1 protein-coding gene is annotated in these 758 nt (G+C 50.7%); it reads left to right on the plus strand.

The window, feature by feature from the left end; genetic code table 11:
- Positions 1–758, plus strand: a 758-nt coding sequence (locus tag R7Q11_RS25915; RefSeq protein ID WP_225466969.1) for a glycoside hydrolase domain-containing protein, incomplete at both ends; no start/stop codon positions are given.

Genomic DNA, 758 nt, shown 5'->3' on the forward strand with positions numbered 1-758 from the left:
AACAGGCACCATGGTCGGCTATCCAGCGGTAGCAGTTATTGCGGATGCGATCACCAAATTCCCAGAAGAGTTTACTCAACAAGAGAAAGACCTGGCGCTGAAAGCCGCGATCGACTCTTCGACTTACGACAACTACCCTGCACTGCAAGCCGATTGGGATCAGGGCGTATTGGATCGCACTTTAACCAAGCACATCGATTACATTGAGAACAACGGCTTCACGCCTGCCATCCAACGTGTCGATGATGAGCCAGTATTCGAAGACTACACGGTTGAGTCTGTTTCTTACGGTCTGGAAAACGCGTTCTACGATTGGGCTATCGCGCAAATCGCCAAAGCAGCCGGTGATACTCAAGCAGAAGAGCAATACCTTGAACGCTCAAAAGACTACAAGAAGTACTTCGATTACAACCCAACGGAATACGCAGAACATGGCGTGACGGGCTTCATGCGCCCAGTGATGATTGATGAAACCTTCATGACGCCATTCGACCCATACGGCACAGAACACGAGACAGGCAACTACACCGAAGGTAACGCGTGGCAGTGGCAATGGGCGTTCATGCAAGACTTGGACAAGCTGACTGAAATCATGGGCGGCACACAAGGTCTGAACGACAAGCTGAACAACCTATTTACTGCCGATCCAAATGGCGGCGAAGCGCACCAAGACATGACAGGCTACATCGGTCAGTACAGTCACGGTAACGAGCCTTCGCACCACGTCATCTACTTGTACAACCGTACTGAAAAGTCTT

The sequence above is a fragment of the Vibrio sp. 970 genome, assembly GCF_033339075.1.